Origin of the sequence: Nocardia rosealba (assembly GCF_020216065.1) — a bacterium.
GTDB classification, from domain to species: Bacteria; Actinomycetota; Actinomycetes; order Mycobacteriales; family Mycobacteriaceae; genus Nocardia; species Nocardia rosealba.
This window is the reverse complement of sequence record NZ_JAIWNA010000006.1, coordinates 112,565-130,545: the sequence shown is the minus strand read 5'-3', so window position 1 is coordinate 130,545 and position 17,981 is coordinate 112,565. Positions and strand designations below refer to the sequence as shown.

Annotated in this window: 19 protein-coding genes; 9 read left to right on the top strand and 10 right to left on the bottom strand. The window is 67.4% G+C overall.

From position 1 onward, the window contains the following. Window positions 1-17: 17 nt before the first annotated feature. Window positions 18-671 carry a pentapeptide repeat-containing protein gene (locus tag LDL21_RS21830; protein WP_225281566.1) on the top strand — a complete coding sequence of 218 codons (654 nt, stop codon included), beginning with the start codon at window positions 18-20 and terminating at the stop codon, window positions 669-671. Here the strand turns inward: LDL21_RS21830 and ggh are convergent. Then, a complete protein-coding gene (gene ggh, locus LDL21_RS21825; RefSeq protein WP_181699803.1) occupies window positions 668-2,008 on the bottom strand; it encodes a glucosylglycerate hydrolase in 1,341 nt (446 codons plus the stop codon). The genes LDL21_RS21830 and ggh overlap by 4 nt on opposite strands. Before the next feature lie 54 nt (window positions 2,009-2,062). Next, on the bottom strand, window positions 2,063-2,608 hold the full coding sequence (locus LDL21_RS21820; RefSeq protein ID WP_067497675.1) for a DUF6069 family protein: 546 nt from the start codon (window positions 2,606-2,608) through the stop codon (window positions 2,063-2,065). An 84-nt stretch (window positions 2,609-2,692) separates the two neighbouring features. On the opposite strand from LDL21_RS21820, the gene LDL21_RS21815 reads away from it, so the two are divergent. Further along, a complete protein-coding gene (locus LDL21_RS21815; protein WP_225281565.1) occupies window positions 2,693-3,382 on the top strand; it encodes an SDR family oxidoreductase in 690 nt (229 codons plus the stop codon). 231 nt (window positions 3,383-3,613) lie between these two features. Next, complete coding sequence (locus tag LDL21_RS21810) at window positions 3,614-4,417, top strand: polysaccharide deacetylase family protein (protein WP_225281564.1); 804 nt, start codon at window positions 3,614-3,616, stop codon at window positions 4,415-4,417. A 52-nt stretch (window positions 4,418-4,469) separates the two neighbouring features. Here LDL21_RS21810 and leuS read toward each other — a convergent pair whose 3' ends face one another. Next, window positions 4,470-7,352, bottom strand: a complete 2,883-nt coding sequence (leuS, locus tag LDL21_RS21805) for a leucine--tRNA ligase (RefSeq protein WP_255675304.1) — start codon at window positions 7,350-7,352, stop codon at window positions 4,470-4,472. A 130-nt stretch (window positions 7,353-7,482) separates the two neighbouring features. On the opposite strand from leuS, the gene LDL21_RS21800 reads away from it, so the two are divergent. Together LDL21_RS21800 and LDL21_RS21795 are read left to right on the top strand one after the other, a co-directional pair. Beyond that, window positions 7,483-7,890: an SdpI family protein gene (locus LDL21_RS21800; protein WP_181699812.1), complete on the top strand. Its 408-nt coding sequence runs from the start codon at window positions 7,483-7,485 to the stop codon at window positions 7,888-7,890. A 59-nt stretch (window positions 7,891-7,949) separates the two neighbouring features. Then, entirely contained in the window at window positions 7,950-8,264 is a 315-nt protein-coding gene (locus LDL21_RS21795; protein ID WP_067643487.1) for a hypothetical protein, read from the top strand. Window positions 8,265-8,711: 447 nt separating this feature from the next. Here LDL21_RS21795 and LDL21_RS21790 read toward each other — a convergent pair whose 3' ends face one another. The 5 genes from LDL21_RS21790 to LDL21_RS21770 all read right to left on the bottom strand — a co-directional run bounded on the left by LDL21_RS21790 (window position 8,712) and on the right by LDL21_RS21770 (window position 13,540). Then, window positions 8,712-9,095 carry a cupin domain-containing protein gene (locus LDL21_RS21790; protein WP_225281562.1) on the bottom strand — a complete coding sequence of 128 codons (384 nt, stop codon included), beginning with the start codon at window positions 9,093-9,095 and terminating at the stop codon, window positions 8,712-8,714. Beyond that, complete coding sequence (locus LDL21_RS21785; RefSeq protein ID WP_225281561.1) at window positions 9,092-10,141, bottom strand: aminotransferase class I/II-fold pyridoxal phosphate-dependent enzyme; 1,050 nt, start codon at window positions 10,139-10,141, stop codon at window positions 9,092-9,094. Before LDL21_RS21785 ends, LDL21_RS21790 begins: the two co-directional genes overlap by 4 nt. Then, complete coding sequence (locus LDL21_RS21780) at window positions 10,138-11,151, bottom strand: 3-oxoacyl-ACP synthase III family protein (RefSeq protein ID WP_181699821.1); 1,014 nt, start codon at window positions 11,149-11,151, stop codon at window positions 10,138-10,140. The genes LDL21_RS21785 and LDL21_RS21780 overlap by 4 nt, the downstream gene beginning before the upstream one ends. 2 nt (window positions 11,152-11,153) lie before the next feature. Continuing rightward, window positions 11,154-11,768, bottom strand: coding sequence for a DUF8713 domain-containing protein (locus LDL21_RS21775; protein ID WP_225281718.1), 615 nt, complete (start codon window positions 11,766-11,768; stop codon window positions 11,154-11,156). 62 nt (window positions 11,769-11,830) lie between these two features. After that, window positions 11,831-13,540 (bottom strand): thiamine pyrophosphate-binding protein, encoded by a 1,710-nt coding sequence (locus tag LDL21_RS21770; RefSeq protein ID WP_225281560.1) that lies wholly within the window; start codon window positions 13,538-13,540, stop codon window positions 11,831-11,833. A 141-nt stretch (window positions 13,541-13,681) separates the two neighbouring features. Here LDL21_RS21770 and LDL21_RS21765 point away from each other — a divergent pair, with 141 nt between their 5' ends. The 3 genes from LDL21_RS21765 to LDL21_RS21755 all read left to right on the top strand — a co-directional run bounded on the left by LDL21_RS21765 (window position 13,682) and on the right by LDL21_RS21755 (window position 16,046). Beyond that, on the top strand, window positions 13,682-14,206 hold the full coding sequence (locus LDL21_RS21765; protein WP_067643858.1) for an EXLDI protein: 525 nt from the start codon (window positions 13,682-13,684) through the stop codon (window positions 14,204-14,206). 104 nt (window positions 14,207-14,310) lie between these two features. Continuing rightward, window positions 14,311-15,267: an ATP-binding cassette domain-containing protein gene (locus tag LDL21_RS21760; RefSeq protein ID WP_225281559.1), complete on the top strand. Its 957-nt coding sequence runs from the start codon at window positions 14,311-14,313 to the stop codon at window positions 15,265-15,267. Beyond that, window positions 15,264-16,046 (top strand): ABC transporter permease, encoded by a 783-nt coding sequence (locus tag LDL21_RS21755; protein ID WP_225281558.1) that lies wholly within the window; start codon window positions 15,264-15,266, stop codon window positions 16,044-16,046. Before LDL21_RS21760 ends, LDL21_RS21755 begins: the two co-directional genes overlap by 4 nt. A gap of 42 nt (window positions 16,047-16,088) precedes the next feature. Here LDL21_RS21755 and LDL21_RS21750 read toward each other — a convergent pair whose 3' ends face one another. Further along, entirely contained in the window at window positions 16,089-16,727 is a 639-nt protein-coding gene (locus LDL21_RS21750; RefSeq protein WP_225281557.1) for a YqgE/AlgH family protein, read from the bottom strand. A 105-nt stretch (window positions 16,728-16,832) separates the two neighbouring features. Here LDL21_RS21750 and LDL21_RS21745 point away from each other — a divergent pair, with 105 nt between their 5' ends. Continuing rightward, window positions 16,833-17,594 (top strand): lysophospholipid acyltransferase family protein, encoded by a 762-nt coding sequence (locus LDL21_RS21745; RefSeq protein ID WP_067643509.1) that lies wholly within the window; start codon window positions 16,833-16,835, stop codon window positions 17,592-17,594. Here the strand turns inward: LDL21_RS21745 and LDL21_RS21740 are convergent. Continuing rightward, window positions 17,588-17,899, bottom strand: a complete 312-nt coding sequence (locus tag LDL21_RS21740) for a GNAT family N-acetyltransferase (RefSeq protein ID WP_225281556.1) — start codon at window positions 17,897-17,899, stop codon at window positions 17,588-17,590. The two genes, LDL21_RS21745 and LDL21_RS21740, sit on opposite strands and share 7 nt — an antisense overlap. Window positions 17,900-17,981 lie beyond the last annotated feature (82 nt).

Genomic DNA, 17,981 nt, shown 5'->3' with positions numbered 1-17,981 from the left:
TGAAGGTGGGTAGGCGGGTGCGGTTCGAGCCAGGGGTGGCGGTGCTGGGGGAGTTGCGGGCCGCGGTTTCGCCTGATGACGATCCGGTCGGGGAAGGTGAGGTTTCCGGGGTCGAGTATCGGGACGTCGATTTCGCCGATGCGCAGGTGTACGGGTTCGGTGCCGAGGGGTGCCGGTTCGTGAGTGTGCGGTTCCCGACCTTGTTGCGGCAGGCCACCATCGCGGAATCGGAATTGCAGGTGTGCGATCTGGCGAATGTGCAGGCCGATGATTCCTCGATGTTCGAGAGTGTGGTCGGCAACGGCCGGATCACCGGGTTGTCGTGGACCGCAGGGGTTCTGCGTGACGTGCTCGTGGAGTCGACGCGGGCCGACATGGCCTCGTTCGCCGAATCCCGTTTGAGCAAGGTCGTTTTCCGGGATTGCGATCTGCGCCAGGCCGACTTCCAGCGCACCGACTTCCGCAATGTGCGCTTCGAACGCTGCAATCTCGCGGGTGCGCGGTTCACCGGAGCCCGCATCCAGCAGGATCTCCGTTTCGAAGAGTGCGATCTCACCGGCATCTACGGGGTCACCGCGTTGCGTGGCGCGACGATTCAGGGCGGCGACCTCGAAACGCTCGCCGCCACGCTGGCCCGCGAACTCGGCATCACGGTGGAGCTCGGGAGCTAGCCCAGCCAGTCGAGGACCGAGGCGGCCGTCCAGGACTGTTGCATGCTGCCCAACGGGGCGCCGGTGAAAGGTTCGTAGTACTCGGCGAAGCTGCCGTCGGCGGCTTGGCGCAGACCCTCGGCGCGCAGAAGGTAGGAGCGTTCGGCCCAACCTCGGCGGGCGAAGGCCCACGAGAACAGCCAGCTCATGACCGGCCAGACGGGGCCGCGCCAGTATTCCCGGGGCCGGAAATCCTTGGCGACAGGGGAAGTCGAGGGCGGGAGGGCGTAGCGCAGGTCGGGGTGGCCGCAGAATCGTGGGCCCTCGAAGGTGTTGAGCAGGGCGCGTTCGGCGGGCCGGGACAGGCCGCCCGAGATCAGCGGCGCGAACATGGCCAGCGTCTCGGTACTGATCCACCGGCCCAACCGCACGTCGTAATCCTTTGCGGCACCGGTCCGTTCATCGGCCGTGGCCGCCACACCCTTGCGGAAGCGCGCCGCCCAGCCGTGCAGTTCCCGCACGTCGGCATGCGGCTGCTTGTACTCCTCGCCGATATCGGCGAGCACCTCGCAGGCCAGCGCGAAGATCGCGGAGACGAACACGTCCTCCACGGCGAAACTCATCACCGAGGTGAGCTGGAAGTCGTCGTAGTTGGCGCGCCGCATCTGTTCGACCAACCACAGGTACCGGTCGTACTCACGATCGCTCGGACGTTGGGTCGGGTCGGAGATGACGACGGTGTCGGCCCGGCGATACGGCGGAAGATCCACGCCGGGAACGACATTGGCGTAGGCGCGGTCCCAGCGCGGCGAGTTGTCCATGCCGGATTCCCACCCGTGGTACAGCGTGATCCGGCCATTTTCCTTGGGGTCGCGCGCATGGGCGAGCCACCGGTGCCAGCGCACCAGATCCGGCCACCGCCGATTCAGGAACTCCTGCGCCACCGCCCGCGTGGAACGCCCGTGCCTGCGCGAATGGTCGAGAATGCGCTGCACGGCGATGGCGTGCACCGGTGGCTGGGTGATGCCGGAGGTGTCGGGCCCCTCCGGGGCGTTGGCGGCCAGCCTGCGGCACTCCCAACGCGCGGGCCCGGGGAAATACCCGTCGACACCGTTGGCGAACACGATGTGCGGGATCATCCCGTTCTTCCACTGCGCCGACAGCAGCGTGTCGAGTTCGACGACCGCCCGCTCCACGCTCAACGGCGCGAGCCCGACCGCGACGAAGGCCGCGTCCCAGCTCCACATGTGCGGATACAGGCGCGGCGCGGCACTGGTCATGGTGCCCAGGTCGTTGCCGCGCAGAAGGTAGGCGGCGCGTGCCGCGAGCTGCGTGGGGGTGAAACCCGGGTCGGTCATCTCCCTATTCTGCGGCGGAGCAGCACCGATGGCATCCCGACATGACTGTGACGATCAGTACCCGGTCTCGCGGGTGACATTCTGCGACGCCGTGCCGACCGAACTGAGCATGGTGGTGATGCACAACCCGAGCACCAGGTTGATGACCGCGGTCGCGATCTTGGCCTCGATATCGGCGACGAAGGTGAACGGCAGGATCACCGCCACGGCCGTGAGCAACAGGCAGATCCAGGTGAAGAACGTCATCGGACTCGGCATCGCCAGCAGCAGCACCATCAGCAGCGCGGTGGCCAGCAGGGCGGCACCGGCGGCGGCGACGGCATACGACGTGGTGGAGACGGTGCCGTAGGCGCCGGCACCCTCCGGGGAGAGGATCGCGATGCCGAGCACACCGCGCACGAGCATGATCGCGACGACCGCGAGCAGCGCGGCGACGACGGCCGTCCCGATGCCGCCCGCCCACAGCTTGCCCACATTGACCTTGGGCTCCTGGGGTTCGCCCGGCTGCGGGGCGTACTGGCCCTGGCCGTAGTGCGGCTGGCCCTGCTGCTGCGGATACTGCGGGTCCGAGGGTCCGTAGTTGTACCGGGGATCGGTCATAGTGCGACGGTACTAGTGCACGCCGACATCCGCCCGAGGAACGCACAGGTGTCGGCGTCGACGCGCCGGATTAGCGTGGGGCCTATGACGGTGACAAGTACTCCCGCCCCGATTGCCCTCATCACCGGCGCGAGCCGCGGCCTCGGCGCCGCCATCGCCCGCGAGCTCGCGCCGACCTACGATCTGCTGCTCGGCGCCCGCTCCGCCGACGCGCTCACGTCGATCCTGGACGAGCTGCCGGGCGCGACCGGTTGGCCGGTGCCGCTCACCGACTATCCGGCTGTCGCCGAGGCCGCCGCGCGCATCGAGCGGCTCGACGTGCTCGTGCACAACGCGGGCATCGCCGACCTCGGCACCGTCGCCGAAACCTCGCTCGACCAGTGGCGAAACACCCTCGAGGTGAATCTGATCGCCGTCGCCGAACTCACCAGGCTGCTGCTTCCCGCGCTGCGCGCCGCGAACGGGCATGTGGTGCTGATCAATTCGGGTGCGGGCCTGCGGGCCAACGCGGGGTGGGGTTCGTACGCGGCGAGCAAGTTCGGGTTGCGGGCCTTCGCGGACGCGTTGCGTCTGGAGGAGCCGCAGTTGCGCGTCACCTCGGTGTTTCCCGGGCGCATCGATACGGATATGCAGCAGGCGATCGTGGCCGATGAAGGGCGTGAGTACCGTCCGGAGGAATTCCTGACCGCCGAGACGGTGGCGCGGGCGGTACGAAACGCCGTCGACACTCCGCGCGACGCGCATCCGACGGAGATCGTTCTTCGCCCGCGCTGAAACATTGGCGGCTGGCGCCGCGGTTCTCGGCGCTCGACTCCGCCTCTTCCCTCCCTCCGGGCACTCCTTCGTCGCGCCCTCCGGTCAGTCCAGAGTCGGAGGCGCGCCGAGAACAGGACAGGCCTGCTGAGCATGGGTGTTCGTCCAAATGTGCTCCCTGGTTCTTCTGCTCGAGGGAATCTCGGGTTACGGTCCGCTGAGCTGTGCCGATGTGGTCTCGAGGAGGAGTGGATGGACAGACGTCGAATGCTGACCTTGCTCGCCGCGGGGACGGTCGGGGCACTGGCCGGTTGTGCGAGTGCGGGCGGCGAGACCGCGCCCGTGGGCGAGGCGGTCGTGCCTGTCCCACCGCCGCCCGCACCGGCGCCGCCGCGACCGGCACTGCCCCCGCCGCCCGCCGGTCCGAAGTCGATCATCGGCGCCGAGACCATCACCGCCCTGCCAGGCCAGGGCACCAGCATGGCCCTCACCGTCGACGACGGCGCGAGCCCGGAGGTGGTCGGCGCCTACATCAAGTGGGCCGAGGACACCGGCGCCCGCTTCACCTTCTTCGTCACCGGTTCGTTCGAGGCCTGGACCATCCACCGCGATGCCCTGCGCCCGCTGGTCGACTCCGGTCAGATCCAGCTGGGCAACCACACCTGGAGCCACGAGGCACTCACCAAGATCGGCGCCGACGGGGTCGTCGACCAGCTGAGCCGCACGAAAACATTCCTGCACAACAACTTCGGTGTCGACGGCACCCCGTACTACCGTCCGCCCTTCGGCTATCACAACGCCACGGTCGACAAGATCGCCGCCGACCTCGGCTACACCGTGCCGACCATGTGGTACGGCTCCCTGTCCGACTCGGGTCTCATCACCGAGGAGTACCTGATGGAGTGCGCCCGAAAGTACTTCGCCGCGCAGACCATCATCATCGGCCACGCCAACTTCCCGCCGGTCACCCACTGCTACGGGCAACTCGTCGACATCATCCGCGAGCGCAACCTGTCGCTGGTCACGCTGAACGACGTTCTCGAGGTCCGAGCCTGACGAAAATGGGCCGGCGAGAACAGAACTCGCCGGCCCATCGGTAGCTCAACGGCTACGGCACGATGTTCACCATCTTGCCGGGCACCACGATCACCTTGCGCGGGGCCGCGCCCTCGAGCAGTGCCACGACCTTCTCGTCGGCCAGCGCGGCTGCCTCGATCGCGGCCGGGTCGGCGTCGGCGGGCACCTGGATCCGGCTGCGCACCTTGCCCTTCACCTGAATCGGGTACTCCACCGAATCCGCCACGAGCAGCGCCGGATCGGCGGTGGGGAACGGACCATGGGCCAGGGAAGCGTTGTGGCCCAGCCGTTCCCACAGTTCCTCGGCGATGTGAGGCGCCAGCGGAGCGAGCATCAGGACCAGGGGTTCCACGGCCGCGCGCGGTGCGCCGTCGGGGTAGTTCTTGGTCAGGTGGTTGGTCAGCTCGATCAGCTTCGCGCCCGCCGTGTTGTCGCGCAGGGCGGCCAGATCCTCGTCTACACCGGCGATGGTGCGGTGCACCAGGCGCAGCGTCTCGTCGGACGGTGCGGCGTCGGTGGCCTTCACCGCGCCGGTCTCCTCGTCGACCACCAGTCGCCACACCCGCTGCAGGAACCGGTGCGCGCCGACGACGTCCTTGGTCGCCCACGGACGCGAGGTGTCCAACGGGCCCATCGACATCTCGTAGAACCGGAAGGTGTCGGCGCCGTACAGGTCGCACATCTCGTCGGGGGAGATGGCGTTCTTCAGCGACTTGCCGATCTTGCCGTATTCCTGGGAAACCTCGATCTCGACACCGTCGGGACCGGTCCAGAAGAACTTCGAGTCCCGCTCCACCACCTCGGCGGCGGGCACGTACGCACCGCGCTCGTCGGTGTAGGCGTAACCCTGCACATAACCCTGGTTGTAGAGGCGGCGGTAGGGCTCGCTGCTCGACACATCACCCAGGTCGAACAGCACCTTCTGCCAGAACCGCGCGTAGAGCAGGTGCAGCACCGCGTGCTCGACACCGCCGACGTACAGGTCGACACCACCCGGGTCGTTCGGGCCGTGCTTGTCGGTGCGCGGGCCGAGCCAGTACTTCTCGTTCTCCTCGGCGCAGAACGTCTCGGTATTGGTCGGGTCGGCGTAGCGCAGCTGGTACCAGGAGCTACCCGCCCAGTTGGGCATGACATTGGTGTCGCGGCGGTACTGCTTGGGGCCGTCACCCAGGTCGAGTTCCACGTTCACCCAGTCGGTGGCCTTGGCCAGCGGCGGGGACGGCTCGGAGTTCGCGTCGTCGGGATCGAAGGTGACCGGCGCGAAGTCCGCCATCTCCGGAAGTTCCACGGGCAGCATGGATTCCGGCAGGGCGTGCGCGACACCATCGGCGTCGTAGACGATGGGGAACGGCTCACCCCAGTACCGCTGCCGCGCGAACAGCCAGTCGCGCAGCTTGTACTGGATGGTGCCGGTGCCGTGGCCCTCGGCTTCGAGATGGCCGATCATGGCAGCCTTCGCCTCGTCGACCGAAAGACCGTTCAGGAAGCCGGAATTCACCAGCTCGCCCTCACCCGACCAGGCCGCCTCGGTGATGTCGCCGCCGGAGATGACCTCCACGATCGGCAGGCCGAGGGTGGTGGCGAAGTCCCAGTCACGCTGGTCGTGGCCGGGCACCGCCATGATGGCGCCGGTGCCGTAGCCGCTCAGCACGTAGTCGGCGATGAAGATCGGCACCTGGCTGCCGTCGGCGGGGTTGGTGGCGTAGGAGCCGAGGAAGACGCCGGTCTTCTCCTTGTTCTCCTGCCGCTCCAGATCCGACTTGGCCGCGATCGACTTCCGGTACGCCGCAACGGCTTCCGCCGGCGTGGCGCTGTCGTTGGTCCAGCGGGTGTCGGTGTCGGCGGGCCAGGCGGCGGCGGTCAGCTTGTCGACCAGCTCGTGTTCCGGCGCGAGCACCACATAGGTGGCGCCGAACAGGGTGTCGGGCCGGGTGGTGAACACCTCGATCGTCTCGCCCTCGGGCGCGTCGAAACGCACCTGCGCACCGCGCGAACGCCCGATCCAGTTGCGCTGCATGGACTTCACGTTGTCGGGCCAGTCCAGCTCGTCCAGGTCGTCGACGAGGCGGTCGGCGTAAGCGGTGATCCGCATCATCCACTGCCACATGCGCTTACGGAACACGGGGAAGTTGCCGCGTTCGCTTCGCCCGTCGGCGGTGACCTCTTCGTTGGACAGCACCGTGCCAAGACCGGGGCACCAGTTGACGATCGAATCCGACTGGTAGACCAGGCGATACGAATCGAGCAGGGCCGCCCGCTCGGTGGCGCTCAGCGACGCCCAGTCGCCCTCGGCCACCGGACGCGCACCGCTGGCGAACTGCTCTTCGAGCTCGGCGATCGGCCGGGCACGACCGGCCTCCTGGTCGTACCAGGCGTTGTAGATGCGCAGGAAGATCCACTGCGTCCACCGGTAGTACTCGGGATCGGTGGTGGCGAAGGAGCGACGCGGGTCGTGGCCCAGGCCGAGCCGGTCCAGCTGACGCTGCATCGTCGCGATGTTCGACTCGGTGGTGACGCGCGGGTGCGCACCGGTCTGCACGGCGTACTGCTCGGCGGGCAGACCGAAGGCGTCGTAGCCGAGCGCGTGCAGCACATTGCGCCCGCGCATGCGGTGGTAGCGGCCGAACACGTCGGTGGCGATGTAGCCGAGTGGGTGGCCCACGTGCAGACCCGCGCCCGACGGGAACGGGAACATGTCCTGGATGAACAGCTTGTCGTCGGGGGTGTCGCCCGCGAGCGGCCCGACCGGGTTGGGCGCGTTGAAGGTGCCGCGTTCGGCCCAGTTGCGCTGCCAGCGCTGTTCGATCCGCCCCGCCAGCTCGGCGTTGTACCGGTGCTGAGGTACGTCACTCTCGGTCGCACGAGTGTCCTGCACGGTCCCGCCTTCTTGTTCTCGCCGATCAGGGGTAAACATCGTCTAACAGGGTAGAACGTTGCGGCCAGTTCATTTCCGAAGGGCCGTATAGCGGGGCGCGCTGTGCGGCGGGTCACCTCGGTGGGGAGCACCGGATCGGTACTCGACAAGGGTGCGCTAGCCTGCATGAATGGTCGTCGTCGCTCTCCTGCTGTTCGCGCTGGCCGCGGTCGCCATCGCGACCGGTGTGCTCGGACTGCTCGGCAAGTTGCCCCGCAATCGTTTCCTCGGTGTCACCACCGAGGCGGCCCTGCACAGCGACGACAACTTCCGCATCGCCAACCGCATCGCCGCCCCCACCTCCGTCGGCGCGGGCGCCCTGCTGTTCGCCGGCGGCCTCGTGGTCCTGGTCGCGGGCGGTTTCGCCGCCCTCGGCGTAGCCGCCGCCGTCGCCGTGATCGCCATCTTCACCCTCGGCGCAGGCGCGAACGCCGCCGCCCGCACCGTAGAACCCCTCATGCCCCCCGCCCCGGCCGGCGGCTGCGGCTCCTCCTGCGGCAGCTGCTCCCTACGCGACACCTGCGCCCCCGCCAACTGATTCCTGGTCCCGCCGCCGCCCTTCCGGTACAACGGAAGTAGGTACTTACCGGGGGGTTCATGATGATTTTCGGAGTGGTGGTTCTCGTAGCGTTCGGTGGCGTGGTCGCCGTCAGCTTCATTCCTTGGCTCGGCATCGCCTTGTTCGTGCTCGCGGGGGTGCTGTTCGTCGTCGGCATCGTGCAGAGCAGGCGTGAGCGGGTCCTGTTGACGAAGCCGCAGGCTCGTCGTGCCGGCGCGGCGGGTGCCACTGGTGGCGGTTGGTCGGCGGCGGGGTTCTTCGACTGGGGCGGTGGCGGTGGTGGTCACTCCGGAGATGGCGGTGGCGGTGGTGGCGGCTGCGGCGGGGGTGGTGGCTGCGGAGGCGGCAGCTGACCGGGTGGCGCTGCTAGTTCGCAGTAAGTGAATCGCAAGGTGGCGCACCTAGATTCGGGATCGAGAGGCAGATCCCGAATCAGGAGGAGCCATGAGTTTTGTCGATCTCGTCGGCACGGTTCTCAGTGTTGGCGTCGCTGTACTGGTTGTGGCGATGGTGGTATTCGTTCCGCTGGCCATTCTCGCCGCGATCTTGCAGGCGGCACTCGGTTCGGGATCTCGGCAGTCTCCGCAGTACCGGCCGGGCCCGCGTCAGCGCCGGAACCGGAACGACCGCTGGTCCAGTGGTAGCGACTGGACCTACAACGGCGGCTATTCGGGTGGCTCGTCCAGCGGCTGGTCGGACGGCGGTTCGTCGAGCAGCAGCTGTGACTCCGGTTCGAGTTCGTCCAGCAGCTGTGGCGGGGGTGGCGGCAGCAGTTGCGGTGGAGGCGGCGGCTGCTGATGTCAGCCGTTGGGTGGGGGAGGCACCTGGCGCGACAGCGGCGCACCCGCCGGGTTCACGTAGAGCACGAGGATGCGGACCTCGGTGGTCCCGTTGTTGCGGGCGACGTGGGCGTTGTCCGGCCCGCACGGCTCCCGGAACAGCCGGAACCGGCGATATTCGGCGGGGCCGCGAGCAAGGTAGGGATGATCGAGCACACCACGGGTGACCAGCACGAACAGTGTTCCGTCGTGGAAATGCCAGCCGCTGGTGCCGCCGGGAACGATACGGGTGCGGCGGACGACGATGTCGCGGCCCGCCAGCCGCAGGCGCAGCAGCGTACGGCTGGCGGTGCCGACCGCCGGAGCCGGGTTGGCGACGAACTCTCGGGTGCACCTGCGGATCATGTCGTCATGAAACCACCTCCACGCAGCCAGGCGAGGGCAGCGTGCACGGCGCGTCCCGCCGCCGGATCGCCTACCGCGATGCGGGCGCTGCCGTCGGGATAGGCCTTGGCTTTGATCCCGGCCCGGCGCAGCGCCGTCGCCACGCCGGGGCCCGGCAGGTACAGGAAGTTCGCCTGACTTTGCGGAATGTCGAAACCGCATGCCCGCAACGACAAGCGCAACACATCGCGTTCACGATTGATGTGCTCCACCCGCTCACGCAGTTCCTCGCCTGCCGCGTAGGCGGCCCGCACGGCGGCGACCGAGGCGGTGGTGACCCCGAACGGCAACTGCTGCGCTCGGACCCGCTCGATGAGCGCACCGCGCCCGACGCAGTAGCCGATACGCAGCCCCGCCAGCCCGTACGCCTTGGAGAACGTGCGAAGAACGAGCACGTTCGGATGCCGGGTCAGCAGAGCACGCAGATCGAGCCGATCGCCCGCCGCGAGGAATTCGACGTAGGCCTCGTCGAGCAACACCGGCACCCGCTGTGGCACCGCCGCGACGAACTTGCGAACGGCGCCCGCGTCGAGCACCGTCCCGGTCGGATTGTGCGGCCTGCACAGCACGACGAGCGCCGTCCGCCGGTTCACCGCCCGCCGCATGGCGGTGAGATCCTGGTTTCCGGAGAGATCGAGCGGCACCGGGACGACCGCCATCCCGGCCATCTCCGCCATGATCGGATACCCGTCGAATGTCGGTGTGCCAGTGACGAGTTCACCGCCACCCAGGGCACGCATCACCTGCATCGCGACCCCGGTGGCCCCGGCACCGACCACCACGTCGGCGGAGGAGACACCGAGATGCGTGGCGATGATCCGGGGCAGTTCCTGCGGCAGAAACTCGGGGTACCGATTGGCCTGGGTGAGCGTCTCTTTCACCGCCGCGAGAACAGAAGGCAAAGGCGGAAAGGGATTCTCGCTGAGTCCGAGGTCGAACGTGGTCGGTACCGGTTCGCTGCCGAACCGCTGCGACGGGATGGTCGGCTCGACCAACCGCACACTCATCGCGCCGCTCCCCAGCGCACCGCCGCGGCACCGGCGAAGTCACCCGCGTGCGCGAACGCCGACAGCAGAACAACCGAACCGTTGCGCAATCGTCCGGCCTGGTTCTCCACATCGAGCGTCACGGGAATGCCCGCGGCGAAAAGGTTGCCGCACCGGTCGAAGGTGTCCGGGTGGCGTTCGGCGGGCAATTCCAGCGCGTCGTGCCAATTGCGCAGGAACAGCCGATTGGGCTGATTGGTGACAAAGGTATCGATATCGCGGCTCTTCACCCCGATCCGATCACACACCGCGAGCGCCACTTCCGGGACGAGCCGGTTGCCGCGCGCGAACACCTTGGTGATCTTCGATTCGGAGAAACTCACGCACCCCTGGCCCTCGCCCGGTTCCCAGTACTTGCGGGTGCCGTTGGTGGTGAAGTCCATGTCGCCGGCGAATTCGGGGTAGGTGCGGCATTCGATATCCAGAATCGGCGCCGAATCGTCCTTGCGCAGCAGGCCGATTCCGCAACCGTCGCCGGGCACCGGCGCCTGGGCGAGTTTGCGGATATCGGGCTGGGTGAACACCGGGCCCGCGCAATTCTGGGCCGCGACGATCAGCGCGGTCTTCGCGTCGCTGGTCGCCATCATCATCCGCGCCATCGCCATCATGTGCACGAAGGCCGCGCAGCCGCTGTTGTGCACGTCGAGCACCTGGGTGGGGCGCGCACCGAGCCTGCGGGCCAGCTCGGGTGCGGCGCCGAGCACCGGATTGTCGGGCAGCTGGGTGTGGGTGATGATGATGTCGATCTCGGCGGCGAGGTCGGCGCCGTGGCGTTCGCGCAGCACGTCGAAGGCGCGTTCGGCCATGTCGACGGCGGTTTCGTCGCGCCCAACATGGTGGCGGCCGGTTGGCGAACGGAACATCACGTTCTTGGCCATCCGCTCCGAGCGGGAGAACTGGGTGAAGTATTCGGTCGGCACCGGGTCACCGGGCAGGTAACTCGCGACATCGACCAGACTCACTGACGGCATACTCACTGCATCCACTCCGGCTTGATCGGCAGCCCGTTGGCCGCGCGGTATTCACAAATGGCCTTGAGGTTGTCCAGCTCCAGCTGATGACCGGCGGAGAACATCTCCCAGAAATCGCCGACCCACACCGGCCGCTTCGGCGGCGCGGTCTCCGGATAACCGTTCTCGTCGTAGAAGGGGTGCTTGCAGTTCACCCACAGCACCACCGAACCGGGCTTGTCGAACACCAGTTTCGCGTCGACCACCCGCATCAGGTAGATCATCCACAGGTGTTCGGACTGGTCCCACGCGCAGTGGTAATCGACGGTCATCGCGTCGGCGTGGGCGACGGTGCGGGTGAAACACTTCGTCTCGTCACCGAGCCGGTCGTAGGAAAGCCACAGCCCCGGTTCGTCTGTTTCGGTGAATCCACGCAGGCTGTAGGTCCATTCCTCGAGCGAGCGGGTGTCGGCGAGGTACTCGAAGACCTCGCGTGGCGGTGCGTCGATATAGGTCTGGACCGGGCAGTAGTCACCGAAGATCTGGTCGTGCGGGTACACCGAACGCAGCATGTCCATGATGATCGGGGTCGTCGCCTCCCGATCCGAGTTCTCGATGCGCAGTACGCCGGGCACCATCCGGTCGGGAATGTCGCTGAGTGCGGGCAGGGCACTTGTTGTCACGGTGTTCTCCTCGTCGGTCAGGAAAGGAAGGGCAGGAACGGCGGGATTTCGTCGGGGTCGCAGCGGATTTCGACGAACGACGGACCGTCGGTGGTCAGGCAACGGCGCAGGGTCGCGTCGAGTTCGGTGGGTTCGTCGACGGTGTGGGCGGGTAGTCCGGGGAACATGGCGGCGATGCCCGCCCCGAGACGTGTGGTGCGGAAACGGTTGAAGCTGTAGCGATCTCGGTAATAGATCTGCTCACGGGTGACGCACATGGCGTGCGCGTTGTTGTTGAACACCACGAAGGTGATCGGCAGGTCGTATTCGACGGCGGTGTGGATCTCCATGCCGTGCATGAAGAACGACCCGTCGCCGGCGATCACGACGGTGCGGTGGGCGGCACCGCGGGCGAACGCCGAACCGATTCCGGCGCCGAACGCGTAACCCATGCCACCCATGCCGAGCGCGACGACGAATCGTCCACCCTCGGGCACCCGTAGGTAATGCACCACCGAGGCGCCGGTGTTACCTGCATCGACGAAAAGGTCGGCGCCCTCGGGTAATTCGCGCTGAATCGCCTCCACGACTGCGCGGTAGCGCAGGCCGGGGCCGTCGGCGGCCGGAACGGACATGAGGGTGAGGTCGGTGTTGTGCGGTTCGGTGCGTGTGGTTACGGCTGAGTCGTGGCCGACCACGGGGTGGTGTCGCTCGGGACGAAGGACGGTCAGCGCGGTGGCGAGGTCGGTGCTGGTGGCGTGCGTGGCGGGAAAATGGGGCGCGAGCGCGCCCACGCTGAGCAGGGGTAACGCGGCGAGAGCGGCGTCGAGGCCCGCACGGGTGGTCACCGGCAGGCGGGTGCCGACCAGCAGGCAGGCGCTCGCCGTTTCCAGCGCATCGAGCAGGTCGGCGTGACCCATGCTGCCCGCGACGCCGCAGAAGCCGGGGCCGGTGTTGGAATACACGTCCTTCGCGTCCGGTGCCACACCGATCGAGGCATCGAGTGCCTCGACCAGTTCCGCGAGTTCGATGCGGGCATTGTCGCGGGCGACCTGATCGCCCGCGATGACCACGACCTTTCCCAACCTGCGGGCGGCGGCGAGCTGAGTGGCGACCTCGGCAAGGGCGCTGTGCTGGTGGATGGCCGAGGTGGTCGGTACCGTGACTGCCCGGCCGACCGTCGCGGGCCGTTGACCATTGCTGTGTGCCGCGATCAGATCCGGCATCATCTGCTGCTGAATATCCTTGGGTAGCAACAACACCGCAGGCCCACCGGACTCGGCTGCCGCGATTGCCTCGACGAGTTGCCCAGGCACCTGCGCCGGTTCGGTGACCCGCGCGCAGTATCGGCTCACGGTCGCGAACAATGCTGCCGCATCGAGAGATTCGGCCAGCCCACTGGAATCCTGGAACGCGCCGCGACCTTCCAGGCTTGTCGGCGGCTGACCGACCAGCGCGAGTACCGGCACCCGCGATGCAAATGACTCGGCCAGCCCCGCGACAAGATTCACCGCCCCGCCGCCAGAGGTCGCGGCGACGACTCCGAGTCCACCGGTGCTGCGCGCGTACCCGTCGGCCATGGTCGCCGCCGAGAACTCGTGTTTGGCGATGATTCCGGCCGGGTGGCCGCCCGCGTCGAAGATCGCGTCGTAGAGGTCTTCGATATTGGCGCCGTCGACGCCGAAGATCTGGCCGATGCCCCGGTCGGCCACCGCCCGCACCAGGTAGTCCACCACACGGTCCGGCATCGGCACTCCTTCTCCGCCACGAAGATCCACAGCGGTGATCACTGCTGTCACCTGGGATTACGTGGCACGCCGACGCCGAGTTCAGAGGGTGGGCGAATACCAACCCTTGTGTGTACGTATACATCTATGTATATTGAGTTCATGCCCAACAAGACGATCTACGTATCCGACGACGATCTGCCGGTGTTCCAGCGGGCACAGGAGCTCGTCGGCGGCAACCTCTCCAGCACGGTGGTCAGCGCACTGCGCAAGCTCATCGAGTCGGAGGAGGGTCGCGCGGCCGGGTTCGACGAGGTCGTGCTCCGGGTCGGTCGCGACGGCGTGCGGCAGGTGCGCTTCCAGGGCGTTCTGCTGGGCGAATGGCGCGATATGACCGACAAGCGAACGCTGCATCAGCAGGTGTATCGCAGCCGCAAGGGCAAGTTCGTGCTCGCCACCCATACCGCGAAGTGGAAGGACTACCCGTCCGACGACCTCGGCGATCTGAAGGACTGGAAGAACTGGCGGCGCCTGCTCGGCATCGGCGAGCAGGCCACCGACTGGGGCGACTACGAGTACGAGATCCTCGACGATCTGAAAGACCTGAAGGACCGCATCCCCGACAACCTGTACCGCAAGGTCGAAGAAGTCACCGCGCACCCGCGCATCGAAGACCTCGACATCTAGCGCACCACAACAACTCCCACCGACACCGCAGCCCGAGGGGGCGGTGTGGTTAAAACATGCACTTATTCGCACCGATGAATGCAATCTTCTGGAAAGGGACGACCATGGTTCACCCCGCCATCACCGCCCGCGGCCTGCGTAAGGCGTACGGCGAGCACACGGTCCTCGACGGCATCGACATCACCGTCGCCGAGGGCACGATCTTCTCCCTGCTCGGCCCCAACGGCGCGGGCAAGACCACCACCGTGCAGATCCTCACCACCCTGATCGGCGCCGACGACGGCGAGATCCGGGTCGGCGGCCACGACGTGCGCGCCTCGGTCGACGACGTGCGGGAACTCATCGGTGTCACCGGTCAGTTCGCCGCCGTCGACGAGTTGCTCACCGGCCGCGAGAACCTCGAGCTCATGGGTGCCCTGAACCACCTTCCGAAGCGGGAGATCCGCAGTCTCGCCACCGAATTGCTGGAACGGTTCGACCTCGTCGAGGCCGCCGACAAGCCGGCGAGCACCTACTCCGGCGGGATGACCCGCAGGCTCGACCTGGCCATGACCCTCGTGGGCAATCCGCGCATCATCTTCCTCGACGAACCGACCACCGGTCTCGACCCGCGCAGCCGCCGCTCCATCTGGGACATCATCCGCTCGCTCGTCGACGACCTCGGCGTCACCGTCTTCCTCACCACCCAGTACCTGGAGGAAGCCGACCAGCTGGCCGACCGCATCGCGGTGCTCGATCAGGGCCGCATCGTCGCCGAAGGCACTGCGGCAGAACTCAAACGGCTCATCCCCGGCGGACACATCCGCATCGACTTCGCCGACCGTGCCCGCCTCGACGCGGCGCGCTTCGCCCTCGGTTCCTCGGCGCAGGTGCTCGAAGGCAGCGACGGCCTCACTCTCGCCGTGCCGGGCGACGGCGGCGTGCGTTCGCTGCGCGCGGTGCTCGATGTGCTCGACGCCCATCACATCGAGGCGGGTGGCATCTCGGTGCACACCCCGAACCTCGACGACGTATTCCTCACCCTCACCGGCAAGCCGACCATCCAGGAGACCGTGCGATGAGCACCCAGACCGTCCGGCGCGATCACACGTTCGCCGACACCATGACGATGTTGCGCCGCAACATCACCCACGCCAAGCGCTACCCGAGCATGACGTTCAGCATCATCATCATGCCGATCGTGCTGCTGCTCGTGTTCAACTACGTGTTCGGCGGCGCGCTCGAAAAGTCTTCCGGCGGTGAGTACATCGACTACCTGGCCCCAGGCATGCTGTTGCTGCTGCCCGCCTACATGACGGTGTCGGTGGCGGTGTCGATAGCCACCGATGCCAGTAAGGGCATCGTGAACCGCTTTCGGGTGATGGCGATTTCGCAATCCTCGATGCTCACCGGTCATGTGCTCGGCGCGCTAATCCAAGCGATGGCGGGCATCACGGTGATGACCGCTGTGGCGCTGCTGATCGGATTCCGGCCCAACGCCAACGCTCTGGAATGGGTGGCGGCCTTCGGGTTGCTCGCGCTGGTGACCTTCGCCTTCGTCTGGCTCGCCATCGCCCTCGGTTTGCTGTCACCGAACGCCGAAAGTGCCAGCAACGCACCGTTTCCCATCGTGATGATGCCGTTCCTCGGCAGTGGCCTGGTCGCCACCGACACCATGCCGGTCGGCCTGCGTCAGTTCGCCGAGTACCAGCCCTTCACCCCCATCACCGAAACCCTGCGCGGACTGCTGATGGGCACCGAGATCGGGGTGAACGGCTGGGTGTCGCTGGCCTGGTGCGCGGCGATCGCCGGTGGCGGGTTCCTCTGGTCGAAGTCGATCTTCCGCAAACAAACCCGCTGAGAGACAGCAAGATCCGGCCACCTCGCCAGGGGTGGCCGGACTTCAGTTGCGTTCCAGCTCGATCGGGTGGGTTGCCAGCAGCGACAGCGGCAGCGGCTGACGCCGCAGCACCCCCGCCCACAGGTCGTGGCGATCGGTCGCGACCGGGTCCGACGGCAATGCCGACACCACCACCCAGTCGTCGTTGTCGAGTTCGCCCTCGAGCTGCCCCATCGACCAGCCCGCGTACCCGGCGAACACGCGGATGCCCTCCACCAGCGGGGCGATCTCGGCGGGATCGGCGTCCAGGTCCACGAGCACCACCCGCCCGTCCACCCGGCGCAGCCCGCGCACCTCACCGATCTCGGCGCCGACCCGGAGCACGCCGAGGCACAGCGCGGCGTCGCGTTTCACCGGTCCACCGATGTAGAGCTCGGTCGGCTCGGCCACCAGATCCGCCCACAGCGGCAGCACATCGCGCACCGGGGTCTCGCTCGGGCGGTTGAGTACCACGCCGAGACTGCCCGCGTCGTTGTGCTCGATGACGTACACGACTGTCCGCCGAAAAGTAGGTTCTACCAGTTCGATCGCGGACACCAGCAGGTTACCGGCACGGATGCGGGCACCGAGCTGTCCGCGCCGTCGGTCGTCGCCGTGCCCGTCGCGAGTCCGGCGTTCGTCCGGGTCGTCTCCGCGTGCCACCGGCCCATCATCGCATTGGATGGGTGTCCCGCGCTTCCCTCGACCCGGGGAGAACCGGAAATATCTCATCCCGACCGGCCCGGCGATGCCCGGTAGGGTCGCGGCATGCACACGCCCGAAGTCCTGCTCGACGACAGCGACGCCGTGTACGACTACTACCTGCGACATCGGCAGAACCGGTGGAAGGCGCTGGCTTCCTACGCGGTGCTCGCCCGGCGATTCCGGCCGAGGATCAGCTACGCCGAGGGCGCCAAGGCGCAGGTCGCCGCGCTGGTGCGCGGCAAGCGGCCGATCATCTACGCCATCAATCACCTGTCCACGAGCGACCCGTACACCGTCGCCGCCGCGGCCTGGCGGTCACCGCTGCGCGCCAAGATCGGCCGGGTACGTGTGCTGGCCAAGGACGAACTGTTCGCCGATCCGGAACAGCGCCGCAAGGTCGACATGATGGGTGGGATCCCGGTGTTCCGGGGCAAGGACCACGGCATTCGCGCGGTGAACGCGGCAGGTCAGCGCATGATGGACGTGTGCGCCCAGCGCCTCGCCGACGGCGATCACCTCGCGGTCTTCCCCGAGGGCACCTGCAACCTCGTCGACCACAAGACGGTGCAGCCGGTCGGCAGCGGTATCGGGCACATCGCCTTCCGCGCCGCCAAACTCGGCGCCCCGCCCGCCCTCGTCGCCATCGGCTTGAGTTACGGGCCGCGCCCCGCCGACGCGATCGAACCCGGCGCCGACGAGGTGGTGTCGTCGAGCTTCTACTTCCGAACGCCCGTGCTCGAGCTACCCGCGCGACCGGGCGATATCGCCCGCCTTGTCAAGGACGAACTGCAAGCCGCCGTCGACGGGGCCGTCGCCAACTACTGAGGCAGCCCGAACATCTCCCTGGCTCCCTGTGGGACCAGGGAGATGTAGCGGGGGTTTTCGGTGATGAAGTGCAGCACCATCGAACACATCGGCAGCACCTCGAACCCTTCCTTGCGACTGGCCGTGAGCGCCGACTCGACCAGCGTGTTCCCCAACCCGCGGCCCTGGAACTCCGGGTAGATCTCGGTGTGGACGAGGGCACGTTCGGCACCGGTGTCCTGGTATTCGATATAGCCGGCGGGGGTACCGTCGGAGATGAGTTCGAACCGCTCCAGCGCGGTATTTTCGCGGACCTCGGTCGCCATGTGTAGAAGCTACAGTGTTTGTTGGAGCGCTGGCGCGCTCGAGTTCGCGGCCCCGCCGGTCCCGCCGCGAACCGCCGCTTCG

What these genes read in the sequence shown, in the direction of transcription:
- LDL21_RS21820 (WP_067497675.1), bottom strand. Translation starts at nt 2,608, where the DNA reads ATGACCGATCCCCGGTACAACTACGGACCCTCGGACCCGCAGTATCCG.
- LDL21_RS21745 (WP_067643509.1), top strand. Translation starts at nt 16,833, where the DNA reads ATGCACACGCCCGAAGTCCTGCTCGACGACAGCGACGCCGTGTACGAC.
- LDL21_RS21770 (WP_225281560.1), bottom strand. Translation starts at nt 13,540, where the DNA reads ATGCCGGACCGTGTGGTGGACTACCTGGTGCGGGCGGTGGCCGACCGG.
- LDL21_RS21800 (WP_181699812.1), top strand. Translation starts at nt 7,483, where the DNA reads ATGGTCGTCGTCGCTCTCCTGCTGTTCGCGCTGGCCGCGGTCGCCATC.
- LDL21_RS21760 (WP_225281559.1), top strand. Translation starts at nt 14,311, where the DNA reads ATGGTTCACCCCGCCATCACCGCCCGCGGCCTGCGTAAGGCGTACGGC.
- LDL21_RS21810 (WP_225281564.1), top strand. Translation starts at nt 3,614, where the DNA reads ATGGACAGACGTCGAATGCTGACCTTGCTCGCCGCGGGGACGGTCGGG.
- ggh (WP_181699803.1), bottom strand. Translation starts at nt 2,008, where the DNA reads ATGACCGACCCGGGTTTCACCCCCACGCAGCTCGCGGCACGCGCCGCC.
- LDL21_RS21740 (WP_225281556.1), bottom strand. Translation starts at nt 17,899, where the DNA reads ATGGCGACCGAGGTCCGCGAAAATACCGCGCTGGAGCGGTTCGAACTC.
- LDL21_RS21795 (WP_067643487.1), top strand. Translation starts at nt 7,950, where the DNA reads ATGATGATTTTCGGAGTGGTGGTTCTCGTAGCGTTCGGTGGCGTGGTC.
- LDL21_RS21815 (WP_225281565.1), top strand. Translation starts at nt 2,693, where the DNA reads ATGACGGTGACAAGTACTCCCGCCCCGATTGCCCTCATCACCGGCGCG.
- LDL21_RS21755 (WP_225281558.1), top strand. Translation starts at nt 15,264, where the DNA reads ATGAGCACCCAGACCGTCCGGCGCGATCACACGTTCGCCGACACCATG.
- LDL21_RS21785 (WP_225281561.1), bottom strand. Translation starts at nt 10,141, where the DNA reads ATGAGTGTGCGGTTGGTCGAGCCGACCATCCCGTCGCAGCGGTTCGGC.
- LDL21_RS21780 (WP_181699821.1), bottom strand. Translation starts at nt 11,151, where the DNA reads ATGCCGTCAGTGAGTCTGGTCGATGTCGCGAGTTACCTGCCCGGTGAC.
- leuS (WP_255675304.1), bottom strand. Translation starts at nt 7,352, where the DNA reads ATGTTTACCCCTGATCGGCGAGAACAAGAAGGCGGGACCGTGCAGGAC.
- LDL21_RS21765 (WP_067643858.1), top strand. Translation starts at nt 13,682, where the DNA reads ATGCCCAACAAGACGATCTACGTATCCGACGACGATCTGCCGGTGTTC.
- LDL21_RS21775 (WP_225281718.1), bottom strand. Translation starts at nt 11,768, where the DNA reads ATGGTGCCCGGCGTACTGCGCATCGAGAACTCGGATCGGGAGGCGACG.
- LDL21_RS21790 (WP_225281562.1), bottom strand. Translation starts at nt 9,095, where the DNA reads ATGATCCGCAGGTGCACCCGAGAGTTCGTCGCCAACCCGGCTCCGGCG.